Source organism: Burkholderia sp. YIM B11467 (genome assembly GCF_052952715.1).
This window is the reverse complement of sequence record NZ_JBQVSQ010000012.1, coordinates 73,506-89,746: the sequence shown is the minus strand read 5'-3', so window position 1 is coordinate 89,746 and position 16,241 is coordinate 73,506. Positions and strand designations below refer to the sequence as shown.

17 protein-coding genes and 2 pseudogenes are annotated in these 16,241 nt (G+C 66.7%); 9 read left to right on the top strand and 10 right to left on the bottom strand.

Features of this window, described 5'->3' with window-relative positions:
- Positions 1–135: 135 nt before the first annotated feature.
- Both ACTRWB_RS31545 and ACTRWB_RS31540 read left to right on the top strand, forming a co-directional pair.
- Positions 136–1,524: an MFS transporter gene (locus ACTRWB_RS31545; RefSeq protein ID WP_048245585.1), complete on the top strand. Its 1,389-nt coding sequence runs from the start codon at positions 136–138 to the stop codon at positions 1,522–1,524.
- A gap of 396 nt (positions 1,525–1,920) precedes the next feature.
- Complete coding sequence (locus ACTRWB_RS31540; RefSeq protein ID WP_446904158.1) at positions 1,921–3,132, top strand: winged helix-turn-helix domain-containing protein; 1,212 nt, start codon at positions 1,921–1,923, stop codon at positions 3,130–3,132.
- Positions 3,133–3,152: 20 nt separating this feature from the next.
- Here the strand turns inward: ACTRWB_RS31540 and ACTRWB_RS31535 are convergent.
- The 6 genes and pseudogenes from ACTRWB_RS31535 to ACTRWB_RS31510 all read right to left on the bottom strand — a co-directional run.
- Positions 3,153–3,500, bottom strand: a pseudogene (locus ACTRWB_RS31535) (SDR family oxidoreductase); the annotation flags it as partial.
- Between the two features lie 37 nt (positions 3,501–3,537).
- On the bottom strand, positions 3,538–4,755 hold the full coding sequence (locus ACTRWB_RS31530) for an RNA-guided endonuclease InsQ/TnpB family protein (RefSeq protein WP_446904157.1): 1,218 nt from the start codon (positions 4,753–4,755) through the stop codon (positions 3,538–3,540).
- A gap of 95 nt (positions 4,756–4,850) precedes the next feature.
- Positions 4,851–5,270, bottom strand: a pseudogene (locus ACTRWB_RS31525) (SDR family oxidoreductase); the annotation flags it as partial.
- A gap of 317 nt (positions 5,271–5,587) precedes the next feature.
- Positions 5,588–6,709 carry an alpha/beta fold hydrolase gene (locus ACTRWB_RS31520; protein ID WP_446904156.1) on the bottom strand — a complete coding sequence of 374 codons (1,122 nt, stop codon included), beginning with the start codon at positions 6,707–6,709 and terminating at the stop codon, positions 5,588–5,590.
- An 8-nt stretch (positions 6,710–6,717) separates the two neighbouring features.
- Complete coding sequence (locus ACTRWB_RS31515) at positions 6,718–7,926, bottom strand: acetate/propionate family kinase (protein WP_446904155.1); 1,209 nt, start codon at positions 7,924–7,926, stop codon at positions 6,718–6,720.
- Positions 7,927–7,937: 11 nt separating this feature from the next.
- Positions 7,938–8,909: a phosphate acetyltransferase gene (locus ACTRWB_RS31510; protein WP_446904154.1), complete on the bottom strand. Its 972-nt coding sequence runs from the start codon at positions 8,907–8,909 to the stop codon at positions 7,938–7,940.
- 147 nt (positions 8,910–9,056) lie between these two features.
- Between ACTRWB_RS31510 and atpG the strand changes: the two genes are divergently transcribed.
- Together atpG and atpC are read left to right on the top strand one after the other, a co-directional pair.
- Complete coding sequence (gene atpG, locus ACTRWB_RS31505) at positions 9,057–9,926, top strand: ATP synthase F1 subunit gamma (protein WP_446904153.1); 870 nt, start codon at positions 9,057–9,059, stop codon at positions 9,924–9,926.
- 10 nt (positions 9,927–9,936) lie between these two features.
- A complete protein-coding gene (gene atpC, locus ACTRWB_RS31500; RefSeq protein WP_193100082.1) occupies positions 9,937–10,395 on the top strand; it encodes an ATP synthase F1 subunit epsilon in 459 nt (152 codons plus the stop codon).
- 21 nt (positions 10,396–10,416) lie between these two features.
- Here the strand turns inward: atpC and ACTRWB_RS31495 are convergent, their stop codons facing one another.
- Together ACTRWB_RS31495 and ACTRWB_RS31490 are read right to left on the bottom strand one after the other, a co-directional pair.
- Positions 10,417–10,635 carry a DUF1653 domain-containing protein gene (locus tag ACTRWB_RS31495; RefSeq protein WP_006480837.1) on the bottom strand — a complete coding sequence of 73 codons (219 nt, stop codon included), beginning with the start codon at positions 10,633–10,635 and terminating at the stop codon, positions 10,417–10,419.
- Positions 10,636–10,697: 62 nt separating this feature from the next.
- A complete protein-coding gene (locus tag ACTRWB_RS31490) occupies positions 10,698–11,141 on the bottom strand; it encodes a GNAT family N-acetyltransferase (protein ID WP_412024109.1) in 444 nt (147 codons plus the stop codon).
- Between the two features lie 221 nt (positions 11,142–11,362).
- On the opposite strand from ACTRWB_RS31490, the gene ACTRWB_RS31485 reads away from it, so the two are divergent.
- The 5 genes from ACTRWB_RS31485 to ACTRWB_RS31465 all read left to right on the top strand — a co-directional run bounded on the left by ACTRWB_RS31485 (position 11,363) and on the right by ACTRWB_RS31465 (position 14,447).
- Entirely contained in the window at positions 11,363–11,623 is a 261-nt protein-coding gene (locus tag ACTRWB_RS31485) for a type II toxin-antitoxin system Phd/YefM family antitoxin (protein WP_011547275.1), read from the top strand.
- Entirely contained in the window at positions 11,620–11,886 is a 267-nt protein-coding gene (locus tag ACTRWB_RS31480) for a Txe/YoeB family addiction module toxin (protein ID WP_011354451.1), read from the top strand. The genes ACTRWB_RS31485 and ACTRWB_RS31480 overlap by 4 nt, the downstream gene beginning before the upstream one ends.
- Positions 11,887–12,021: 135 nt before the next feature.
- On the top strand, positions 12,022–12,852 hold the full coding sequence (locus ACTRWB_RS31475; protein ID WP_446904152.1) for a substrate-binding domain-containing protein: 831 nt from the start codon (positions 12,022–12,024) through the stop codon (positions 12,850–12,852).
- Positions 12,853–12,869: 17 nt separating this feature from the next.
- Complete coding sequence (locus ACTRWB_RS31470) at positions 12,870–13,493, top strand: HAD hydrolase-like protein (RefSeq protein WP_446904151.1); 624 nt, start codon at positions 12,870–12,872, stop codon at positions 13,491–13,493.
- A gap of 384 nt (positions 13,494–13,877) precedes the next feature.
- On the top strand, positions 13,878–14,447 hold the full coding sequence (locus ACTRWB_RS31465) for a DUF4142 domain-containing protein (RefSeq protein WP_048245574.1): 570 nt from the start codon (positions 13,878–13,880) through the stop codon (positions 14,445–14,447).
- 146 nt (positions 14,448–14,593) lie between these two features.
- Here ACTRWB_RS31465 and ACTRWB_RS31460 read toward each other — a convergent pair whose 3' ends face one another.
- Positions 14,594–15,193 (bottom strand): GNAT family N-acetyltransferase, encoded by a 600-nt coding sequence (locus ACTRWB_RS31460; protein WP_446904150.1) that lies wholly within the window; start codon positions 15,191–15,193, stop codon positions 14,594–14,596.
- 56 nt (positions 15,194–15,249) lie between these two features.
- Positions 15,250–16,164 carry a LysR family transcriptional regulator gene (locus ACTRWB_RS31455; RefSeq protein WP_193100078.1) on the bottom strand — a complete coding sequence of 305 codons (915 nt, stop codon included), beginning with the start codon at positions 16,162–16,164 and terminating at the stop codon, positions 15,250–15,252.
- Positions 16,165–16,241 lie beyond the last annotated feature (77 nt).

Genomic DNA, 16,241 nt, shown 5'->3' with positions numbered 1-16,241 from the left:
TCACGCGCCGCAGTCGTCTCTTCTTTCACAAGCGGTAACAGGAACGACTGTTGCAACATGCGGAACAACCGGTGTCGCACGTGACGCAACGACCACATTGTGGGCATAATGGCGTCTTTACCGCGCGCCCAGCCCATGTCGCCCGTCTTTCTAGCACCGCTCATCGTTGCCTGTGCGTTGTTCATGGAAAGCGTCGACGCGAACATCATCGTCACCGCGCTGCCTGCGATGGCGAGGGACTTCGGGCACAGCCCCGTCACACTGAACATCGCGATCACGGCCTACGTGGTCGGCCTCGGCGTGTTCATCCCGATCTGCGGCTGGCTCGCCGACCGCTTCAGCGCACGCTCCGTGTTCCGCACCGCGATCGGCATCTTCGTCGTCGGCTCGCTGATGTGCGCAGCCTCCAATTCCCTCGGCGTACTCACGTTCGCGCGCTTCATACAAGGTGTCGGCGGCGCGATGATGGTGCCGGTCGGCCGCATCATCATCTTCCGCGCCGTGCCGCGCTCCGATCTCGTGCGCGCGATGAACTACCTCGCGATTCCCGCGCTGTTCGGGCCCACGGTCGGGCCGCTCGTCGGCGGCTTCATCACGACCTACCTGCACTGGCGGATGATCTTCTTCATCAACGTGCCGATCGGCATCTACGGGATCTATCTCGCGAGCAAGCACATCGCGAACACGCACGAGCCCGATCCGGGCCCGCTCGACTGGTTCGGCTTCCTGCTGTCGGCCAGCGGCGCCGCGCTGCTGCTGATGGGCCTCACGCTGATCGACGGCTCGCTCACGTCACGCTCGAACGCCGTCGCGATGTGCGTGGCCGGCACCGTGATGCTCGCGCTCTACGTGCCGTACGCGCGCCGCAAGGAGCGCCCGGTGCTCGACCTCAGTTTCCTGAAGATCCCGACCTACCACGCGAGCGTCGTCGGCGGGTCGCTGTTCCGCATCGGGCTCGGCGCGGTGCCGTTCCTGCTGCCGCTCGCGCTGCAGGAAGGGCTCGGCATGACCGCGTTCCATTCGGGGCTCATCACGTGCGCGTCCGCGCTCGGCGGCGCGGTGAGCCGCTCGACGGCCACGCATACGCTGCGCCGCTTCGGCTTTCGCACGGTGCTGATCTACAACGCGGCATTCGCGGGCCTCGCGATCGCCGCCTATGGCGTGTTCCATCCCGGCATGGCGACCTGGGCGATCTGGCTGATCGTGCTCGTCGGTGGCATCTTCCCCGCGCTGCAGTTCACGAGCCTGAACTCGATGATCTACGCGGACATCTCGCCGCGCGACGCGGGCCGCGCGACGAGCCTCGGCAGCGTCGTGCAGCAGATGTCGCTCGGCCTCGGCGTGACGGTGGCCGGCCTCGTGCTGCATGTGTCGCACTGGCTGCAGGGTCATCAGACGATGGTGTGGTCGGATTTCTGGCCCGCGTTCGTCGTGGTCGGGCTGTGCTCGTTCGCGTCGATTCCGATCACGCGGCGGCTGCCGCCCGGCGCCGGCGACGAAGTCGCGCGCGGCAAGCGGCAATAAGTGGCGGGGATGTCGGGGCGTCGCATGACGGCCCGGAGAAACGCGTGCCGCGGCATGACACGTCGGCACGGCAGTCCGAGAAAAACCGGAAAGACAAAAAAAATCAGCGGACATCCACACGGGGCCGGTGCACAGCCGCATGGATGTCCGCTCAGGGCTCCGGGTCTCCCGATGGGGGTTGAGAATCCCGGCTTCGCTTCCTGCGTGCCATTGACGTATGTGCGTCGGAAGCGGAATCGTTGCGCACGCTTAGCGTTGCGCCATGAACTGCACTATAGGGAAACTCGCGCAACGCGTCTGTCAAGCATTGTCAGACGCGCCGCAGCGGCACGCCGCACGTGTGCGCCGCATTCGCGCTAAAGTGGTGCCCGACCTCCACCCTCAGCCGCCATTCCGATGCTTACGCTCTCGCCCGCCGCCGCCCGCGCGCTGCATCTCGCCGCGCAGGGCCTGCTGACGCCGCCCCGCCGCAAGGCGACCAAGTCCGACGTGCTCGACACGATCCGCCGGATGGCGCAGTTGCAGATCGACACCATCCACGTCGTCGCGCGCAGCCCGTATCTCGTGCTGTTCAGCCGGCTCGGCGATTTCGCGCCGCAGTGGCTCGACGAACATCTCGCCGAGGCGCGCCTGTTCGAATACTGGTCGCACGAAGCGTGTTTCCTGCCCGTCGAGCAATTCGGCCTGATGCGCTACAAGATGCTCGATCCGTCGGGGATGGGCTGGAAATACGCGGCCGACTGGCATGAGCAGCATCGTCCCGACATCGAGCGGCTGCTCGCGCGGATTCGCGACGAAGGCCCCGTGCGGTCGGCCGATTTCGTTCGCGAGGATGGCGTGAAGGGCAACGGATGGTGGGATCGCAAGCCCGAGAAGCGTCACCTGGAGGTGCTGTTCACGACGGGCGACCTGATGGTGTCGGAGCGCCGCAATTTCCAGCGCGTGTACGACCTGCGCGAGCGCGTGCTGCCCGATTGGGACGACACGCGCGACCTGCCGCCGCGCGACGCCGTGCTGCCCGCGCTGCTCGACTACACGTGCCGCGCGCTCGGCGTCGTGCGCGCCGACTGGGTGGCCGACTACTATCGGCTGCCGCGCCGTTCGTACCGCGCGGAGCTCGAGCGGCTCGCGGACGCGGGCGACCTGATTCCGGTGGAGATCGGCGACTGGAAGGAACCGGCCTACGTGCATCGTTCGCTCGACGCGTTGCTGCCGGCCGCCGCGGCCGACACGCTGCGCTCGACGGTCACGACGCTGCTGTCGCCGTTCGATCCGGTCGTATGGGATCGGCGGCGCGCCTCGACGCTGTTCGATTTCGACTACACGATCGAGTGTTATACGCCCGGGCACAAGCGGCGCTACGGCTATTTCTGCCTGCCCGTGCTGCATCGCGGCCGGCTGGTCGGCCGCGTCGATGCAAAAGCGCATCGCACGCTCGGCACGTTCGAACTGAAGGCCGTGCACGTCGAGCCGGGCGTGCGATTCGGCACGGGGCTCGCGGCCGACGTCGCGAAGGCCGTGAAGAAACTCGCGGCGTGGCACGGCACGCCGGAGGTGACGGTCGCGCATGCGCCGCCGGCCCTCGTGCAGGCACTCGCGCGCACCTGACGCCGCGTGCCGCCGGCACGCTAACCGAGCATGTGGATGCCGGCGTCGATATAGTGCGTGCCGCCGGTGATCGCCCGCGCACCGTCGCTCGCCAGGAACGCGCAGAACGCGCCGACGTCGTCGATATCCAGCGCGTGATGCAGCGGCGCCCGGCGCGCGGTGTCGTCGAGCAGCCGGTCGAAGTCCGGCAGGCCCGACGCTGCACGCGTCGGCAGTGCGCCCGGCGAAATCGCGTTGACGCGAATGCCCGTGCCGCCGAGTTCGGCCGCCAGGTACCGCACGCTCGCTTCGAGCGCGGCCTTGACCGGCCCCATCACTCTGCAGTTCGCGACGACCTGCTCTGCGCCAAGATAGCTCATCGCCTTGACATCCTCCCCTGCCTGAAGGCAGGGGATTCCTACGGCGCTACGCGGTGATCTGCGCAGTCGCTTCGGCGGGTTCCTGCTTCACGGAGCGGCCCGACTGCACCGGCTCTCCACAGGCTGCAACGCGGTGTCCCCGCGCCAAAACATTGATCGCGCCGACCACATCGGCGTTTTCCTCGAAACCGCATTCAATGCACGTGAACTTCGTCTGCGTGAGCCGGTTCTCCGCGCTGACGCAGGCGCACGCCGGACACGTCCGGCTCGTGTTCTGCGGCGGCACGGCGATGAGCCAACCGCCATTCCACGCCAGCTTGTATTCCAGTTGGCGACGGAACTCGAACCAGCCCTGATCGAGGATGGCCTTGTTCAAGCGAGACTTGGCCCGAACTTGCTTTCCCGGCTGCTCGACATTTCCCGCCGCCGACTTGGACATGCTCCTCACCTGCAAGTCCTCGATGCACACCATCGCGTGGTTTTTGCTGATCGTGGTCGTGGCCTTGTGCAGGTAGTCGCGGCGGGCGTTGCCGATGCGCGAATGGATACGCTGGACGCGGGCCTTGGCCTTCTTCCAGTTGCTGCTGAACTTCGTCTTGCGGCTCATCGCCCGCTGGTAGCCGCGCAAACGGGCTTCGTGCTTCTTGAAGCTATTGAGCGCAGCGAGGTGCGTGCCATCGCTGAACGTGGCGAACCGGGTGATGCCCATGTCGATGCCGATTGCACTGGTGGCTTGCGGCACCGGCGGCTCAACCTCTCGCTCGGTCTGGATGCTGACGAACCACTTGCCGCCCGACAGGCTCACCGTGGCATTGCGCAGCACGCCCGGCACTGGGCGCGACAACCGCAACCGCATCCAGCCCAGCTTGGGCAGAAAAATCCGACCATTGGCCTGATCGAGCTTGAATTGCTTCGAATCGGGGTAACGAAAGCTGTCGCGCTGGCCGCGCTTGGCAAACTTCGGGAACGCCGCACGCTTGGCGAAGAAATTCCTGTATGCCCGCTCCAGATTCTTCAGGGAATGTTGCAGCGGATGAACCGGAGCGTCCTTGAGCCAAGGTGTTTCCGAACCATTTCGCCACCCGGTCAGCCGCTTCGCCATCGCCACGTAGCCAATGAACTTACCGCCAGCTTCATAATTCTGCTTCTGCAACGCCAGCGCCTTGTTATAGACGAACCGGCACGCCCCGGCGAAGCGGCGCATGTCATACTGCTGTTCGCCGTTCGGCCTGAGTTCGAATTTGTAGGCTTGAAGTCGTTGCATGAGTTAATCGTATCAGGCCTTGACCTCAGGAGAGGACGCCTACGGCGTCCGCGCTATCCGTCCCCGTCCTGAAGGACGGGGTTTGCCGCGCATCCGATCAGGCTCCCGCCTCGCGTCATCAGCGGCTCGGCGAGCCTCGCCATCCGGATGAACGAATGGCACGAGGTATCCATCGCCAGCGAGAAACCTTCCGGCGAACTGTCGACCACGCGGCCGTGCAGATCGGCCTTCGGTGCATACGCCACCGAATGCAGCACGAAGTCGATCGCACCCCATTGCGCCGCGATCGCGTCGAACACCGCCGCCATCTGGTCGGGCCGCCCGACGTCGAGCGGCATCCGGATCGGCGCGTCGAGTTGCGCGAACAGCGGCTCGACGTGCGGCAAGGTCTTCTCCGACTGCCAGGTCACCGCGAGCGTGGCGCCCGCCCGGCAAAACGCACGCGCGCATCCCCACGCGATGCTCTGCTCGTTCGCGATGCCGACGACGAGCCCCCGCTTGTGTCGCAACGTCATGCCGCCCTCCGTGTCGATCCGTGCCGGCCTAGGGCCTGTTCCCGCTCATAACGGGCTTGCGAACGTGCCTTGCCGGTCGTAGTGCAAGGAGTGAGGAGCGCCGTTTGGCCGCGCCAAACAAGCGACGATCGACGCCGCAACACGGCCGGCAAGACACGTTCCCCTGTTTGGAAAAATTCATTCGTGGGGCTGGCCCCCAGAAGGGCCGATCGCCGCGTCATGCTCCTCGCGAATACGTCGAGTATTCGCTTCGTCGCAATCCTTGCGCTCGGCCCTTCTGGGGGCCAGCGCAAGCCCGTTATGAGCGGGAACAGGCCCTAGCGTTGCGCCGCGATCCATCGCGCGATGTCCGGCCACACCGTCGTCAGCGTGCGCGACCCCATGAACAGGCCGATATGGCCGCCCGGCACGAGCCGGCTCTCGATCCGCGACGCGGGCGTCCCGAGACGGTCGCGCGCCCCGAACACCTGCTCCGGTGTCGTGATGTCGTCGGCCTCGCCGGCGAGCAGATAGGCCGGGCACACGACGTCCTTCAGGTCAAGCGTGCGCCCGAGCGCGACGAACGTGCCGTTCGCGAGCCGGTTCTCCTTGAAGATCTGCACGATCGCCTGCAGGTACCAGCGCCCCGGCAGGTCGATCGGGCTTTCATACCAGCTCGCGAACACCTCGCGCTTGCGCAGGTATTCGGGATCGTCGAGATGTTCGTACAGGTCGACGTGCTCGGTCAGATAGTGCTGGTCGGGATGCATGTTCTTCCAGCCGCGCAACATGAAGCGCCCGCGCATCAGCCCGCCGCCCATTGCAACGAGTTCCTCGTAGAACGACGTCGGATACGTGTGCACCATCCGCTTGATCGGGCCGTCGCCCGCGTCGGTGTCGATCGGCGAGCCCGCCAGCACGAGGCTCGCGACCTTGTGCGGGAAGCGCGCGGCATACATCGCGGACATCCAGCCGCCCTGACACAGCCCGACGAGATTCACGCGGCCGCCGAGTTCGTCGACGCACACGTTCAGCTCGGCCAGATACTGGTCGATCTCGAGGTCCTTCATGTCCTCGGTGGCCGAGCGCCAGTCGGTCAGGTACAGACGCGTCACGCCGTGCTCGCGCAGCGTCTGCATCAGGCTCTGCCCCGGCTGGTAGTCGGCGATCATCGCGCCGTGCCCCGCATACGGCGCATCGACGATCGTCGGCAACCCGTGCGCCGGCGCGACCGAATAATCGCGAAACGTCATCGTCCGCAACTCCAGCAACGGCCGGTTCGTCGACGCCAGCGCCGGATGCGTGTCGAAGTGGAGCTTCTCCTCTTCCGCGAGGAAGCGGAGATTGCGCGCGGCGATCTCGGAGCCGGCCGCAAATATCGCGGTGGCAGCGGCCATCGGCCAGAAAATCGGCAGCGCGGGGGCGCTGACGGCAGGGGAAGAGGTGTCGCGTGCTGTCATCGAAGGTCTCACCGGGTCGGATACCGCGTGGAAGGGATCGCGTCGTCCAGCACGCGGCGCGTGTGCCGCGCGATCATCAGATTTTCGTCGGTCGGGATCACGCGCACCGTCACGCGCGACGCGTCGCTCGAAATCACCGGCAGGCCGGCGGCGTTCGCCGCGTCGTCGAGCACGATGCCGAGCCACGCCGCGCGGCTGCAGATCCGTTCACGCACGTGCGGCGCGTGCTCGCCGATGCCCGCCGTGAACACGAACGTGTCGAGACCGCCGAGCACGCCGGCCAACGCGGCGAGTTCGCGGGCCGCGCGGTACGCGAACAACTCGACCGCGTGCGCGGCCGACGGTGCGTCGCTCGCGAGCAGCGTGCGCATGTCGCTCGACACGCCAGACACGCCGAGCAGCCCCGACTCCGCATAGATCAGATGCTCGACCTCGTCGAGCGACCGGCCCGCGTGACGCTGCAGGTACAGGATCACGCCCGGGTCCAGCGCGCCCGTGCGCGTGCCCATCGGCAGCCCGTCAACGGCCGTGAACCCCATCGTCGTCGCGACGCTGCGGCCGTTCGCGAGCGCACACAGGCTCGCGCCGTTGCCGAGGTGCGCGACCACCGTCCGGCGTTGTACCCACGACGGATCGAGCGCCGCAAGCGCCGTCGCGATGTACTCGTACGACAGCCCGTGGAAACCGTAGCGCACGATCCCCTGCTCGGTCAGCGCGCGCGGCAGCGCGAACTCCCGTTCCAGCGCCGGCATCGTCGCATGGAACGCGGTGTCGAAACACGCGACCTGCGGCAGGTTCGGCGCAACCGCGGCAACCGCGCGGATCGCGTCGACGTGGTGCGGCTGGTGCAGCGGCGCGAGCGGCGAAAGCGACGCTATCGCATCGAGCACGCGCGCGTCGATCCGCACGGGTGCGGTGAAATACGGGCCGCCGTGCACGACCCGGTGCCCGACGCCGTCGAACGCCGCCTCCCGCCCGACATGAGCCGCGAACCACGCGTGCAGCGCTTCGATCGCGCCTTGATGCCCCGTTCGCGCGACGGGGCCGTCAGCGAGCGTTGCACCGTGCGCATCGGCCACGAACAGATGCGGCGCGTCATGCAGGTTCTCGACCTGCCCGTGCAGGCCCGCATCGAGCGAGCGATCCTCGCGCGTGTCGTAGACCGAGAACTTGAGGCTCGACGAGCCGGCATTGAGCACCAGTACGGGATGTCGCATCGCCGCCCCCGTCAGTGCGCGTCGGCCGCAACCGCCGGCGCGGCCACGGGCACCGCCTTGGCGCGCGCCGCCGCCGCGACGAGCGCCGCGACCGCGCAGCTCGCCAGACGCGTGCGTTCGCTGTCGGCGCGACTCGTCAGGATCACCGGCACGCGCGCGCCGAGCACGATGCCGGCCGCATCGGCATTCGCCAGGAACGTCAGCTCCTTCGCGAGCATGTTGCCAGCCTCGAGGTCGGGCGCGAGCAGGATGTCCGCATCGCCCGCGACCGCGGAACCGAGATGCTTGAGCCGCGCGGCTTCGGGGCTGATCGCGTTGTCGAGCGCGAGCGGCCCGTCGAGCAGTGCACCGGTGATCTGGCCGCGTTCGGCCATCTTGCACAGCGCAGCCGCGTCGAGCGTCGACGGCAGCTTCGAGCTGACCGTCTCGACCGCCGACAGGATCGCCACCTTCGGCCGGGCAATGCCGAGCGCGTGCGCGAGATCGATCGCGTTCTGCGCGATGTCGGCCTTCTGCTCGAGCGTCGGACGGATATTGACGGCCGCGTCGGTGATGAACAGCGGCTTGTGGTAAGTCGGCACGTCCATGATGAACACGTGGCTCAGGCGCCGTCCGGTGCGCAACCCCGTATCGGCGCGCACCACTTCCTCAAGCAACTCGTCGGTATGCAGGCTGCCTTTCATCAGCGCCTGCGCGTCGCCCGCGCGCACCAGCTCGACGGCGCGCGCGGCCGACGCGTGACTGTGCGGCGCATCGACGAGCCGATAGCCGGACAGGTCGACGCCGAGCGTCGCGGCGAGCGCCGTGATCCGCGCCACCGGCCCGACCAGGACGGGCACCACGATACCGGCACGGGCGGCGGAGACGGCCCCGTGCAACGATACCTCGTCGCAAGGATGGGCGACCGCGACCGTCACCGGACCCAATGCACGGCAACGCTCGACCAGCGCTTCGTATTTCTGATGCGTGCGGAAATCGGTCATCGACTACCCCCTTCGCAATGATCACGTGAACGGATTCTGGTGCGGGACCGGGCGAAATCGTTTGATTCTCGTCAATCGTTTCAGGTGAAGTCCCGATAGCATGAAGCCGCACGATGACATCCGGATGGCCGCGACGCCGCCCCTGACATGCACATACGCGAAATCCGCTCGAAGATCGCCAGTACCTCGTCCACGCGCAAGATCACCAAGGCGATGGAAATGATGGCGCGCACCAAGATGGCGAGCGCGCAGCGACGCGCGCGCGAGTTCCGCCCGTACGCGGCGCGCATCGGCGCGATGGCCGAACGCGTGCTGCGCGATCGGCCCGACCACGTATCGGCGCTGATGGCGCGACGCGATACCGTGCGCCGCGTCGGGCTGATCGTCGTCAGCACCGATCGCGGGCTGTGCGGCCCGCTCAATGCGCGGCTGCTCGTCGAATGCGTGGATGCGCTCGAACGCTGGGACCGGGCCGGCATCACATGCGAACTGAGCGTGATCGGCGCGCGCGGTATCGCGCCGCTACTGCGCCATGGCGCGACCATCGCCGCGCGTGCGAGCGGCCTGGCCGCCGAGCCGCACTTCGAGCAGTTGCTCGGCGCGCTGCTCGTGCCGCTGACCGCGTTCGTCAACGGCGAGCTCGACGAAGTGCATGTTGCGTACAACCGGCTGACGAGCCCGCTCGCGTACGAGCCACGCATCGATGCGATGCTGCCGATCGCGGGGCTCGACACCGGCGCACCGGTCAACGGCGCGGCGGCGGCCGATTATCTCTACGAGCCCGCGCCCAAACCGGTCGTGGACACGTTGCTGCTGCGCTACGTCGAGGCGACGCTCTATCAGGCCGTCGTCGAAAACTACGCATGCGAGCAATGCGCGCGGATGTTCAGCATGCAGACCGCGACGGACAATGCCGACCGCGTGTTGCGCGAACTGCGGCACCTGTACCAGAAGACGCGACAGGCGCAGATCACCACCGAGCTGTGCGAAATCGTCGCCGGCGCGGCGGCAGTCTGAAGGAGTGCATATGAAGACGTCGATGAGGCTCGACATCGTGAGCGTGGAAGCGGTGCTGTATGCGGGCGACGCGCATTTCGTCGTCGCCCCGGGGGAAAGCGGGGAACTGGGGATCTACCCGCACCACGCGCCACTCCTCACGCGGCTCCGGCCGGGCGTCGTGATGCTCGTCGATGCGCCGACCGGCGAGCGTCGTCGCCTCCTCGTCGCGGGCGGCGTGCTGGAGGTCAGCCGCGACGGCGTGACGCTGATCGCCGATCACGCGCTGCGCACGCCCGAACTCGACGATCTGCGTGCGCGCGAAGCGCGGCACGCGGCCGACGACTGGCGCCGGCGCTACGCGCAAGAAAACCGGCGCGCGTTCGATTTCGCGTCGGCTCGTGCGGAACTGACGGAAGAAATCCGGCGCTTCTTCACGATGGCGCTGCGACAACAGGCGTCGTACGACAAACCGGGCAGCGCCGGCTAGACACCGGCTCCGGTGCGTCGCTCAGTCGCGCAGCTTGCGAAAGCGCGGCGTGCCGTCTTCGAGGTTCCCGTTGAACATCGCTTCCGGCCGCACCCACAGCCCGCGCGCATGCGGCCACAGATGCTCGTACACGACCACCGATTCCTCGGTTTCGGAATGGCGGGCAACGCCGATATAGCGATACAGTCCGCCCTTGTAGTGGCGATGCGTCGCGAGCTGCTCGGCTTCCTGTTCGGTCATGGTGTGCGTCTCTTCGGCAAAAACGGAAAGCGCGTATTGTATGCGCTGCGCTGCGCCGCGCGTCAGCGTTTCGCGTAGATGTCCGGGCGGCGGATTTCCATCAGCCGCTCGGGATGCGCGGACGGTCCGAAGCCGACCGGCCGGTACAGTTCGTGCGCGTCGGTCGTCACGAGCATGATGCGGCGCAGGCGCTGCACCATCTCCTGCGCGAACACGTGGTCGATCAATGCGCGGCCGTAGCCGTTGCCGCGTTCGGCCGGCAGCACGAACACGTCGCACAGGTACGCGAACGTCGCGTGATCGGTGACGAGTCGCGCGAACCCGACGAGCCGGTCGCCGACGTACGCGCCGAAGCACAGCGAACCCTCGATCGCGCGCTCGACCACATCGCGCGGAATGCCCTGCGACCAGTACGCGTCGCGATGCAGGAAGTCGAAGATCGCGTCGATGTCGAGTTCGCGCTTGTCGGTGGAAAATCTCAGCGTGGCGGGGGTGGCAGCGGGCACGTCTGTTCTCCGGTCGGGGGAAGGGGAAACATCGACGATACCGCGCTGTGCGGTGGGCTACAAGCGGGACGACCAACCCGCCGCGGCCCGACGGATGCGCATCCTCACGCCGGACGGTGGCAAGCAGCCCAATACTGTCACCCGGCAACCTGTACGGTAACCCGTACATATTTCATCGCCGTGCTATACTTGTACAATCATATGTACAAGTGAGGCAGATCATGCGCACGATTCATTTTTCGGATGCCCGCGGCAATCTGAAGACGGTCATCGACCAGGTCGTCGACGATGCGGACGTGACGCTCATCACGCGCCGCGATGCGCCGAACGCCGTCATCATGTCGCAGGACTACTACGACAGCCTGATGGAGACGGTTCACTTGCTGCGCTCGCCTGCCAACGTCGCCCATCTCGAACGTTCGATCGCGCAACTGCGCAAGGGCAAGGCGAAAGAACACAAGCTCGCCGAGGATGATGAATGAGCGTACGCCGCGTGCTCTTTACTTCCGACGCGTGGGACGACTATGTCTATTGGCAGGGGCAGGATCGCAAGACGCTCAAGCGCATCAACCAGCTCATTCGCGAAGCCCAGCGAACGCCGTTCGAAGGCATCGGCAAACCCGAACCGTTGAAGGCCAATCTGTCCGGCTTCTGGTCACGCCGTATCGACGACACGAACCGGCTGGTCTATGAGGCGGACGATCTTCAGATCAGCATCGTGTCCTGTCGCTACCACTACGAGTAGCCACGCGCCACCCTGTCACACGCGTCGCGCTTGCCCGCTTACCCGCGCACGCATTTCGGTGGATCATGTAGCCCGTGCCGGCCTGTCGCAACCGACCGCGCACGCCGACAACAACCGACCGGAAGGAGACACCCGATGCACGACCGCGCCGCACTCACCGCCTCTGCCCCCCGCCGTGCCCTCGCGCGCCGCTCGGCATGCTGGCTCGCCATCCTCGCCCTTGCGTCCGCGGCGCTGCCGGCCGAAGCGGCCGAACTGCGCGTGATGATCTCCGGCGGCTTCACCGCTGCGTACCGACAACTGGGCCCCGGCTTCACGGCCGCATCCGGCGACACGCTCGACACGATCTCCGGCCCGTCGATGGGTCAATCCATGGAAGCGATTCCGAACCGCCTCGCTCACGGCGAGAAAGCCGACGTGCTGATCATGGTCGGCTACGCACTCGACCAGCTGATCAAGGAAGGCAAGGTGCTCCCCGCATCGCGCGTCGAACTCGCCGATTCGCGGATCGGCATGGTCGTACGCGCCGGCGCGCCGAAGCCCGACATCGGTACCGTCGAACAATTGAAGGACGTGCTGCTGCGCGCGAAATCGGTTGCGTATTCGGACAGTGCGAGCGGCGTCTACGTCGAGAAGGAAATGTTCCGGAAACTCGGCATCGAGGATCAGGTGAAGCCGAAGGCGACGATGGTGCCGCGCATCCCGGTGGCATCCGTCGTCGCGAACGGCGACTACGAAATCGGCTTCCAGCAGGTCAGCGAACTGCTGCCCGTGCCGGGCGTCACGTATGCGGGCAAGGTGCCCGAATCCGTGCAGTCGGTCACACGCTTCGCGGGCGGCATTCCGGTCGGCGCCGATCATCCGGACGACGCGAAGAAGCTGCTCGACTATCTCGCGTCGCCGCAGGCGCAGCCGGTCGTGCGGGCAACGGGCCTCGATTCGGTGACAATGTCGCCCGCTCAATGAACCTGCCACGCCGCTTCATGCCCTACCGCCTCATTGCATTCGACTTCGACGGCACGCTCGCCGATTCGCTCGACAGCTTTCTCGCGGCGCTGTCGGAAGCAGCGCGCCTGCACAGCTTTCGCGACGCCACGCCCGAACTGCGCCCGGCGCTGCGCGGCATGTCGGCGCGCGACATCATCCGTGCGCTCGACGTGCCGATGTGGAAGGTGCCGCGCGTGACGATCGACATGCGCCGCCTGATGCAGCCGCGCGTCGCGCACGTGATGCTGTTCCCCGGCGTCGACGCAACCTTCGATGCGCTCGCCGCGCGCGGCATCCGCATCGCGATCGCCACGTCGAATACCGAGGCAATCGTGCGCGACCGGCTCGGCCCGCGCGCCTGCGGCCGCGTCGATCATTTCGCGTGCGGCATCTCGCTGTTCGGCAAGGCGCGTCGCCTGCGCGCGCTCGTTCGCGAAGCCGGCGTGCGCGCCGACGAAGTGCTGTACGTCGGCGACGAAATCCGCGACGCCGACGCGGCACGACGCGCGCACATCGCATTCCAGGGCGTCGCGTGGGGCTACACCGCACCCGACGCGTTGCAGGCGCATTGCGCGACGCCGTTGCTGCCCCGCCTCGACGCGTTGCTCGATCGCGTGTGACGCGTTCGAGCGCATCGCATGCGCGACTCGACACGTCGCTCGACCTGCACGACACGGCGGCAACACGATGAAATGCGGATGACATGTTCGTGCATCCCGCAAGCCGCAGGCGCGCAAAAATTGCCGCCGCGGCACGCGCAGCAGGTACGCAATACCGGTCCGCGCACTCGCGCATCGATTCGTCTTACCAACCGTTACACAAGCCACAGCACGGTTGCACCTGCTACCCAACCACCCTCCTAGAATCAGTCGGGCCGGGAAACACTTCGACCGGCGCCGCGGCAGAGCGGCGGTCGAATCCGGCCCGGGCGCGCCCGGTCTCTCGCACAGCTACGGATCATGTCATCCGTCTTTTAACCAGAGCCCCGATCGAAAGGAGGTCCCATGAACCGCTTTCCCCACATCTCGCGCCTTGCTTTGTCTGCCGCTGGCCTGCTTCTCGTCGCCGTGACGGCGACCGCGCAAACCGCGCAACCGGCACCGTCCGCGCCGGCCGCTGCCGCGACGCGCATCCACGAAGCCGACCAGGCCTTCATCACCGACGGCACGAAAACCGTGTCGACGCAGCACGACGCGGCGCGCATCGCCGATTCGCGCACGTCGGACAGCCAGGTGAAAGCCTTCGCGCAACGCGTGTCGACCGACGATGAAAAGATCATCCAGGCGATGCGCGCGGCGAGCCCGCGCGGCGTCGACGTGCCGGCCAACGACCCCGACACGGCCGCACTGGACAGCATCAAGAACCTGCGCGGCGCCGAGTTCGACAAGGCGTACATCGAGCAGGTGGCGCTCGCCGGCCAGCAGAAGGCGATCTCGGCATTCCAGGCCGAAATCGCATCGGGCCGCGACACGAAGCTGAAGGAAGTCGCACGCCAGTCGCTGCCGATCCTGCAGAAGCATTACGCAGACGCGCAGAAACTCGCCGAGCGTCATCACCTCGCATCGGCGCAGTAATCGGCGCGGTATTACGATGCAGCGCCGCGCACCGTGCGCGGCGCACCGCTTCCCCCGTCATCGCGCCGCCCGGTTCCGGCGGCGCGATGCACATCTGACTGCATGACCTAGCGCTCAAACGCGCGCTGTACGTCATGCGTTACACGTTACTTCGCGAGCTTCGCCGCGAGCCGCGCACTCACCTCCGGCCATTCGTCGTCGATGATGCTGAAGCGCACCGAATTACGCTTGCGGCCGTCCGGCATGATCCGTTCATGACGCACGATCCCTTCCTGCTTCGCGCCGAGCCGCAGAATCGCCGCGCGCGATTTCTCGTTCAGCTCGTCGGTCGTGAACTGCACGCGCACGCAATGCAGCGTGTCGAACGCATAGGTCAGCAGCAGCCACTTCGCTTCGGTATTCGCGCGTGTACGCTGCGCCGATTCGCTCAGCCACGTATGGCCGATCTCGAGCTTGCGATGCGTGCGATCGATTTTCCAGAAGCGCGTACTGCCGATCACGCGGCCCGATGTGCGATCGACGATCGTGAACGGCATTACGGTGCCGGCCGCACGCCCCTTCAATGCAGTATCGATATAAGCATCGACCGTCTCCGCGCTCGGCACGGCCGTAACCTTCAGGTTCCACAACTGGCCGTCCGCCGCGGCATCCAGCAGCGCCTGCCGGTCGGATGCTTCAAGCGGCCGCAGTTCGATACGCTCGCCGGTGAGCGTCGGTTGTTCGAGGGAAGATGAAGCGTCGGTCATGACGAGGTTCCGGAAAGTGAGGACGATGGCGACGAAACGCCCATCATACGGCCGCGTTAACCGAGGTGCGCGGCCAGCCGGCGACGGATCGCCTTCGCCTCCGCGCGCAGCGCAGCGCCGAACGCATCGACGAGCAGGTTCTTCGGCCGATGCTCGGGCACGATCATGCTGACCCGGTACGGAAACGAGCGCGTGAGCGGCCGCACGTGCAGGTCGCGCCCGACGAAATCGAGCGCGGTCAGCGGATTGACGATCGCCGCGCCGAGCCCCTGCCGCACGAACGCGCACACCGACACGGCCGACGGCGTTTCGACGACCGAGCGCGGCGCGACGCCGAGCTGCGCAAACGCCTCGTCGATCAGGATGCGGTACGGATCGTTCAGCGACAGGCTCACGAACGGCCGATCGGCGAGATCCAGCAGATCGATCGCGTCCTGCGCGAGCAGCGGATGGCCGTCGGGCAGCACGCATACTTCGTCGACTTCGAGCAGCGGCGTGAGCACGGTGCCGGCCGGCGCGACGTCGTGCTCGGTCAGCCCGAGGTCGTAACGCTGCGCGGTCAGCCACTCCTCGAGCACCGGCGACTCCTGCGTCGCGACCGACACGCTGACGCCCGCGTGCGCGCCGTGAAACCGCCGGCACGCGCCGGGCAGGATCGCGTGCGAGAACGCCGGCAGCGCGATCACCGACAACTGCCCGTCGCGAAACTCGCGCAGGCGCGCGGCCGTCGCCGCGACGCGCTCGAGCCCCACATACGCGAGCCGCACGTCGTCGAACAGCGTGAGCGCGGCCATCGTCGGCCGCAGCCGGCCGTGCGCGCGCTCGAACAGCGCGAAACCGACGACCTGCTCCATCCGCGCGAGCTCGCGGCTGATCGTCGGCTGCGACGTGTAGAGCATTTCGGCCGCGCGCGTCGTGCTGCCGGTGACCATCAGCGCGCGAAAGACCTCGATATGGCGGTGCGTGAGCATGATCGTCTATATCAGATATGAATCAAATGTCGATAAACAGGCATTTTACTGTATAGCTGAACAGGTGCATCATCGAC

Excerpts from the sequence above, each read along its gene's own strand:
- ACTRWB_RS31470 (WP_446904151.1), top strand. The coding sequence starts at position 12,870 with ATGCCCTACCGCCTCATTGCATTCGACTTCGACGGCACGCTCGCCGAT.
- atpG (WP_446904153.1), top strand. The coding sequence starts at position 9,057 with ATGCACATACGCGAAATCCGCTCGAAGATCGCCAGTACCTCGTCCACG.
- ACTRWB_RS31540 (WP_446904158.1), top strand. The coding sequence starts at position 1,921 with ATGCTTACGCTCTCGCCCGCCGCCGCCCGCGCGCTGCATCTCGCCGCG.
- ACTRWB_RS31455 (WP_193100078.1), bottom strand. The coding sequence starts at position 16,164 with ATGCTCACGCACCGCCATATCGAGGTCTTTCGCGCGCTGATGGTCACC.
- ACTRWB_RS31465 (WP_048245574.1), top strand. The coding sequence starts at position 13,878 with ATGAACCGCTTTCCCCACATCTCGCGCCTTGCTTTGTCTGCCGCTGGC.
- ACTRWB_RS31520 (WP_446904156.1), bottom strand. The coding sequence starts at position 6,709 with ATGACAGCACGCGACACCTCTTCCCCTGCCGTCAGCGCCCCCGCGCTG.
- atpC (WP_193100082.1), top strand. The coding sequence starts at position 9,937 with ATGAAGACGTCGATGAGGCTCGACATCGTGAGCGTGGAAGCGGTGCTG.
- ACTRWB_RS31475 (WP_446904152.1), top strand. The coding sequence starts at position 12,022 with ATGCACGACCGCGCCGCACTCACCGCCTCTGCCCCCCGCCGTGCCCTC.
- ACTRWB_RS31495 (WP_006480837.1), bottom strand. The coding sequence starts at position 10,635 with ATGACCGAACAGGAAGCCGAGCAGCTCGCGACGCATCGCCACTACAAG.
- ACTRWB_RS31515 (WP_446904155.1), bottom strand. The coding sequence starts at position 7,926 with ATGCGACATCCCGTACTGGTGCTCAATGCCGGCTCGTCGAGCCTCAAG.
- ACTRWB_RS31480 (WP_011354451.1), top strand. The coding sequence starts at position 11,620 with ATGAGCGTACGCCGCGTGCTCTTTACTTCCGACGCGTGGGACGACTAT.
- ACTRWB_RS31510 (WP_446904154.1), bottom strand. The coding sequence starts at position 8,909 with ATGACCGATTTCCGCACGCATCAGAAATACGAAGCGCTGGTCGAGCGT.
- ACTRWB_RS31545 (WP_048245585.1), top strand. The coding sequence starts at position 136 with ATGTCGCCCGTCTTTCTAGCACCGCTCATCGTTGCCTGTGCGTTGTTC.
- ACTRWB_RS31485 (WP_011547275.1), top strand. The coding sequence starts at position 11,363 with ATGCGCACGATTCATTTTTCGGATGCCCGCGGCAATCTGAAGACGGTC.
- ACTRWB_RS31530 (WP_446904157.1), bottom strand. The coding sequence starts at position 4,755 with ATGCAACGACTTCAAGCCTACAAATTCGAACTCAGGCCGAACGGCGAA.
- ACTRWB_RS31460 (WP_446904150.1), bottom strand. The coding sequence starts at position 15,193 with ATGACCGACGCTTCATCTTCCCTCGAACAACCGACGCTCACCGGCGAG.